This window comes from Actinotalea sp. (assembly GCF_041597215.1).
GTDB lineage: Bacteria > Actinomycetota > Actinomycetes > Actinomycetales > Cellulomonadaceae > Actinotalea.
Map to the genome: position 1 here is coordinate 1 of NZ_JBFHHB010000181.1, position 6,469 is coordinate 6,469.

At 74.0% G+C, this 6,469-nt stretch carries 4 protein-coding genes and 1 pseudogene; 3 read left to right on the forward strand and 2 right to left on the reverse strand.

What is annotated here, in order from left to right; genetic code table 11:
- Positions 1–2,658 (reverse strand): S8 family serine peptidase (locus ABWK99_RS12085; RefSeq protein WP_372594952.1); only part of this gene is annotated, 2,658 nt, incomplete at its 3' end.
- A gap of 186 nt (positions 2,659–2,844) precedes the next feature.
- Positions 2,845–3,576, reverse strand: coding sequence for a glutamine amidotransferase (locus ABWK99_RS12090; RefSeq protein WP_372594953.1), 732 nt, complete (start codon positions 3,574–3,576; stop codon positions 2,845–2,847).
- Between the two features lie 234 nt (positions 3,577–3,810).
- On the opposite strand from ABWK99_RS12090, the gene ABWK99_RS12095 reads away from it, so the two are divergent.
- The 3 genes and pseudogenes from ABWK99_RS12095 to ABWK99_RS12105 form a co-directional block, all read left to right on the forward strand.
- Positions 3,811–4,317: an RNA polymerase sigma factor gene (locus tag ABWK99_RS12095; protein ID WP_372594954.1), complete on the forward strand. Its 507-nt coding sequence runs from the start codon at positions 3,811–3,813 to the stop codon at positions 4,315–4,317.
- Positions 4,318–4,350: 33 nt separating this feature from the next.
- Positions 4,351–5,763, forward strand: a complete 1,413-nt coding sequence (locus ABWK99_RS12100) for a hypothetical protein (protein WP_372594955.1) — start codon at positions 4,351–4,353, stop codon at positions 5,761–5,763.
- A gap of 180 nt (positions 5,764–5,943) precedes the next feature.
- Positions 5,944–6,469 (forward strand): annotated as a pseudogene (locus ABWK99_RS12105) (hypothetical protein); the annotation flags it as partial.

Genomic DNA, 6,469 nt, shown 5'->3' on the forward strand with positions numbered 1-6,469 from the left:
CAGGTCGCCGGAGGCGATCACCGACGGCGAGGCGCCGGTCGCGGCGGAGTCGTCGAGCCGAGGACTCGTGGCCACCAGGTCGAACGGTGCGACGAGGGAGGTCCACCCGCCGGAGCTCACTCCTCGGCCGCTCAGGCTCAGTGTCCCGGTGGACTCACCTGGCCCGAGGGCGACAGGGTCCGCCGACATCTCGCTGACCAGCTTCGGCGCGGCGTGGACCGGGACGCGCAGCGTGCTGCCGTCCGGAGCGGTGAGGACGAGCCGGCCGGAGACCGACGAGACGAACTCGCGCGGGACGCCGCCGCCGAAGTAGGCGGACTCGGAGGTCGGGTCGATCTCCTTGGCGAGCGTGCTCGGGTCGGCGCGCAGCGTGAGGGTCACCGTGCGTGACTTCCCGGGCGGGACGGTGATCGACGACGGCGAGACGGAGATCGTGGCCCCGCCGGACGATGTCGACTGCGCGAAGGAGGTGGTCAACCGCGCGGCACTCGTCCCGGTGTTGGTGACGGTCACGGTCTTCTTCTGGACCACGGTCGTCGCGCCGACGGGCACGATCCCGAACGTGACCGAGACGAGTGCCGGGTCGTCGGTCGAGGCGGCGAGCACGGAGTTGCTCGTCGCGGCGAGGGCGTCGACACGACCTGAGCCGACCCGTTCGGGTCCGTAGACGGGGCTCGCCTGGTCGGCGGAGGAGCGGACGTCGTGGATCGCCGTGTTCATCACGTTCGTCTTGACCTGCTGGGCATCCCACTCGGGGTGGGCCGCACGGACCAGGGCCGCGATCCCCGCCACGTGCGGGGTGGACATCGAGGTGCCCGACTTGGTCGACCGGTCGCTCCCCGAGCCGGACGAGGCGGAGGAGATCCCCGTCCCGGGTGCGGCGACATCGGGCTTGACGATCCCGAGCGAGCCGTGGACCCCGCGGGAGGAGCCCGCGTTCAGCGTGTCGGCAAGGCCCTCGATCGAGATGAACGAGGCGTTCGCCAGGGACGGGCCGAGGTGCACCGTGAGGGTGCCGGCCTGGATCTCGGGCATCAGGGCCGTGGTCGCGTCGGCCGTGAGCATCGCCCCGGGGATGAGGTCGCTCCCCGACAGCCCGTAGCTGAAGACCGGGTCGGTGGTCCCGACGATCGCGCCGACCGCCCCGGCCGCCGCGGCGTTGTTCCACTGGGCGGTGCTGCCGCAGGCTCGCGTCGCGGCGTCGTCGTCCCAGAAGAGCCAGACGATCCTCCCGGCGATCTGGTCGGCCTGGTCGGTCAACGGCGTGCAGCCGTCGACGGTCGCGCCGAGGAAGACGACGGGGGCGGTCACGTCCTCGCCGGTGTAGTTGATCGTGTTCTGCGCGGCGTGCAGACCGAGCAGGCTTGCGTCGCCCGCACCGGTCACCTCCACGGCGTCGACGGTCTGCGCGTCGCCGACGGAGTTCGCCACGGTCAGGGCGCTCGTGGCGTTCCCGGGCGTGCCCCCGATGTCGGTGAGGTCCCCGGCGTTCCCGGAGGCGATGACCGAGACCACCCCGAGCGCGCTCAGCTCGTCGATGAAGAGGTTCTCGGGGTCGTCGGCGGGGGAGCCGTCCGAGCCGAGCGAGAGGTTCAGCACGTCGAGGTGGTCGCTGTAGTCGCCGTCCCCGTCCGGGTCGGCAGCCCACTCGAGTGCGTCGATCGTGAGGTTCGTGCTGCCCTCGCCGTCGCCGAAGACCTTGAGCGCGTAGATCCCGGCGCCGGGCGCTGACCCGGGCCCGATCCGCCAGTCCGACACGTCGGTCAGGGCCGCGTAGCTGCCCCTGAACGTGGTGCCGTCGGCCTGGACCCCGTAGCCCGCGGCGGTACCGGCGACATGCGTGCCGTGGCCGCTGGTGCCGTCGGCGCCGTCGATCGGGTTCGCGTCGGGGTTCGGGACCCGGGCCGAGGGCGAGCTCGAGCCCGCGTCGTAGGTGGGGCCGGCGAAGTCCCAGCCACCGAGGTACTTGGCAGGGTCGTAGAGCCCGGTGGGCACCGGGTCGGAACCGTCGGTGCCGTAGGCCTGCGCGTAGGCCTCGGGCGTCCCGGGCCCTCCGAAGTCCGCGTGCGTGTAGTCCAGCCCGGTGTCGATCACGCCGATCCGCACGCCCTCGCCGGTCTGCCCGCTGGCCTCCCACGCCGCAAGGGCCCCGGTGAACGCGTCGGTCCCCTTGTTCAGTGCCGTCTTCGGGGTCATCAGGTGCACCCCGACCACGTTCGGGTCGTCCGCCAGGGCGCGGATGCTGCCCGCGTCCCCGGTCACCACCATCCCCGCGACGAGGTCCGAGGTCACGCTGACGGTCTCGGGGGCAGCGGCCGCCGCGCGGCTCGTCGCCCCGTCCGGCAGGACCTCCTCGGCCAGGGCCTCGACCTCCTCGGCCGCGGCCTCGACGGCGGCGGCATCGCCTCCCGCCTCCGCTGTTTCGACGCCTGACGGGGAGTCGAGCTGGACGAAGGCGGTGACCGGGCCGCTGGCGGTGGCCAGTGCTGCGCCGAGCCGCGCCGCCGCGTCCGCGGGAGCCGCGAGGCCCGTTCCGCGCTGGATCGTCAGGCCTGGGCCGTCGGCGGGTGGCGACGAGGGGCCGGCCGTGGCGATCGGCGCGACGAGGGGCAGGCTGAGGACCGCGCAGGTGACGGCGGCCAGGACGCGACGGGTCATTTCGCTCTCTTCCCGGGAGGGAGGGGCACGAGGTGCCTGGGCTGCGAGGTCGAGCGGGTGGTGCGTCGGGACCGGACGGCCGCGCTCGTCGCACCCTAGTGGCGCCCCATGACACCGTAAAGACCTTGGTCGAAATGGTCGCAGCGGTCGTGACTGCCGGTCAGGATGCCTCTGCCCCGTGCCCGCTCAGCGGGCGTAGCGGCGGGCGAAGGCAGCCAGCAGGCGGCCGGGCGCGTCCACGACCGACTGCTGCACCCTCACGATGACGGACTCGAGCTCGTCCGGGGCGAAGTACCCCGAGTGCCGATAGGTCTGCACCCGCTCGACGATCCCCGGCACGTCCAGCTCGGGATGGAACTGCGTCGCGTAGAGGTTCTCCCGGATCCGGAACGCCTGCACGGGGCAGGCGGGGGAGCTGGCCAGGACGACGGCGTGCGACGGAAGGGTGTGCACGGCCTCCTTGTGGCCGACGAACGCGGAGAAGAGGTCGGGCAGGTCCGCGAAGAGCGGGTCAGCGCGCCCCTCCTCGGTCAACGAGACCGGCACCGCGCCCACCGGTTCGCCGTAGGTCCGGTCGATCACACCGCCCTGGTGCACCCCGAGCGTGCCCACGCCGTAGCAGGCGCCGAGGAACGGGAGGTCGCGGTCGACGATCTCGTCGAGGAGGCCGGCGAGCTCGCGCTCGACGCGGAGCTGGACGCCCGACTTCTCCTCGTCCGGGTCGGAGGCGTTGAACGGGCTGCCCCCGACGATCACCCCGGAGAACTCGTCGAGGTCGAGACGGGGGAGCGGGCCGGCGTCGAGCCGGATCCGGAGCAGCTCGGTACGGCTCAGGCCGGCGAAGCGGCGGAAGGCCGCGTACTCCAGGTCCGCGGTCTCGTCCTCCGGCCGGGTGGCCAGGAGCAGGAACGGCTTCACGAGGAGCGAGCCTAGTCAGCGGCGGGCTCCGGGGCCTCGCGGTCCGCCCGTCGGGCGCGATCGACGGCCTGGCGCCCCGGTCCGGGTCGGGGTGCCGCGTCCTCCCACCGCCCCCGGTCGCCACACCGGACCTCGCGCCCAGGCGCCCGGATGCGAGTTCGAGCGTCCGTGCAAGTCTGGTGCTCGTCACGACACAGACGAGGTGCAGGGGGCACCAGTCGGTCGAGGGTGGGAGTGCAGGTGCGGGACGACGCGTGGTTCGACGAGCTCTTTCGCGCTCATGCGCAGGCCGTGCACCGCTACGTCCGCCGGCGGTGCGCTCCCTCGGACGCCCAGGACCTCACGGCCGACGTCATGCTGGTCGCCTGGCGTCGCCGTCAGGACGTCCCGGAAGGGGCCGAGCTGCCGTGGCTGTACCGGACGGCGTCGTTCGTCCTGGCCAACCACCACCGCAAGGGGCGGCCTGTGCCGGTCGAGCGCGTCCCGGACGAGGCCGACGAGGTCGACCCGGCCGACCTCGCCCTGAACGACGACGAGGTGCGCAGCGTGCTCGCGGCGCTGAGCCCGCGCGACCGGCACATCCTGCTCCTGCACGCCTGGGAGGGTCTCGACGGTGACGGACTCGCCGCCGTGCTGGGGATCAGCAGGGGCGGTGCCGATGCCGCGCTCTCCCGCGCCCGGGCCAGGCTCCGCGCGGTGTGGTCGGAGAGCGATGCCGTGCAAGCGGACGGCTCCCGCTGACACAGACGGGGTGAACGACCACAGGAGGTCACCATGAGCACGCAGCCCCCCACCGACCCCGCCGCCACGGCCGCAGAGAACGCCTATCTCGATCGCCTGCGCGCCGCCGACCCCGCCGCGACCGCGAGCCCCGACATGGACGCGCTCCGCGCCGCCGTCTCCGCACGCGCCGCAGCGGACGCCGATCCGCTCGGCGTCAGGGACGACCTCGCGGCGCGCCGCCGCTCCCGTTTCGGCTGGCCCGCACGGGCGGCCGCCGCAGCCGCCGCTGTCGTCGTCGTGGGCTCTGGCGCCTTCGCCGGCGGCTACGCCGTCGGGGCGAGCCCCGAGGAGAGCGCTGCCCCCGCGATCCAGCTGGGCGGCCCCGCGGGCGTCTCCGAGGGCCCCGCGGGTGTCGAGGCCGGGGCCGCGGCGGGCGGTCTCGCGGGGATGGGCACGAGCCAGGACGAGGCCCGGTCGAGCTTCGGCGGATGGTGGGGCCGGGTGGTCTTCACCTCCTCCGGGCTCTCGACCGATGGCGGCAGCGCCCAGGCGTGGGGCCTGGACCCCTCGGTGGGCTTCAGCCAGGACGCCGCGGTGGCCGCGGCCTCGGTGCTCGGGCTCGAGGGCACCCCCGAGCTCGTCTACGGCAGCTGGCAGATCGGGTCGAACGACGGGACCGGGCCGATGCTCACGCTCTCGCCGGACGGTCAGGGGACCCTGTCCTTCTACGACCCGACGAAGGACCCGTGGTGGTGCGGTGAGGTCGTCTACGAGGAGGCCCCGGAGGTGGAGCCCTCGGCGGACGAGGGCACCACGAGCGTCGCGCCGGGTGAGCCCTCGTGCACCGAGCAGGACCTCGGCCCCGCGCCGGCAGGGGACGCCGTCGCGTCGCAGCTGCGCGAGGTGCTCGTCGCGCTGGGCATCGACGTGTCGGGCTACGAGGTGGTCGTCGAGGACTACGGCGACCCGCAGCGCGCCTACGCCAGCGCGTACCAGGTGGTCGACGGGCAGCGCACCGGGCTCACCTGGTCGGCCTCGATGACCGGCGCGGGGCTCGCCTCGCTGTACGGGTCGACGGCAGCGCTGGTCCCCCTCGGGGAGTACGAGGTCATCAGCCCCGCCGAGGCCGTTGCCCGGCTCGGCGACCCGAGGTTCGGGGTGACCGGCGGCTACCCGATGATGGCTGAGCGGACGGTCGACGAGGGCGTCGCGACGGAGATCGCGCCGGAGCCCTGGCCGTCGTCCGACCCCACCCTGCCGCCGGTCCCGCAGGCCGGGCAGTCCTTCGCGTGGCCGGTCTCGACGGTGCAGATCACCTCCGCACGGCTAGGTCTCGCGCTGACCTGGCAGCACGACGGGTCCGTCGTCCTGCTGCCGAGCTACGAGCTCACCGGCTCCGACGGCTCGGTCTGGAGCGTGGTCGCCGTGAGCGAGTCCGCCCTGGACTTCACAGCGGCCGGCTGAGCACGACGAGGGGCGGGTCGCGGAGGGCGAACCCGCGTCGCTCGTCGGACCAGGGTCCGGTGTCCTGCGCGCGCGCCGGACACCGGACCCGTTCCTGCGGCAGGGTGTCACCATGCACCGGAGCGCACCGGGCAGGGACTCGTGCGTCCGGCCCGACGCAGGACCAGCAGGAGGACACCCGTGGACGAGCGCGAGCCCGACAGCACCGGACGTCCGCTGACCCGTCGAGAGCTGCGGTTGCGGGCGACCACCGCCGCGGAGGAGACGCCCACCTCCGAGGAGGGGGCCGCGACGGGTGAGGCCGGCTGGGGCGACGAGATCCGCTGGTCGCTGCACCATGAGCTGCCCGCCGCGATCGTCGAGGAGCCGGAGGAGGACGACGTCCGGTGGGAGGGGCCGACGGGCTCCGGGACGACCGCTGCTCCCGCGGCCACGGGTGAGCCTGAGGCCGAGGACCCCGCAGGCGCCGCGGACACCGGAACGGGCACGCAGGAGCCGACGGCCGCGCTGCCGGTCGTCCCCCAGGATCGAGGCGGGGTGCCCCGTCGACGCTCGGTCTGGCAGGTGGACGAGCCACCGGCCGAGAGCGAGGCGCCCACCACGGCGGTGCCGGCCGTCGCAGCGGGCACGGAGTCCGCGCCCGTCGCCGTCCCGCCGGCGACGCCCCCGGTGTCCTGGTCCCCGATCGGCATCCAGACCTCCGTCC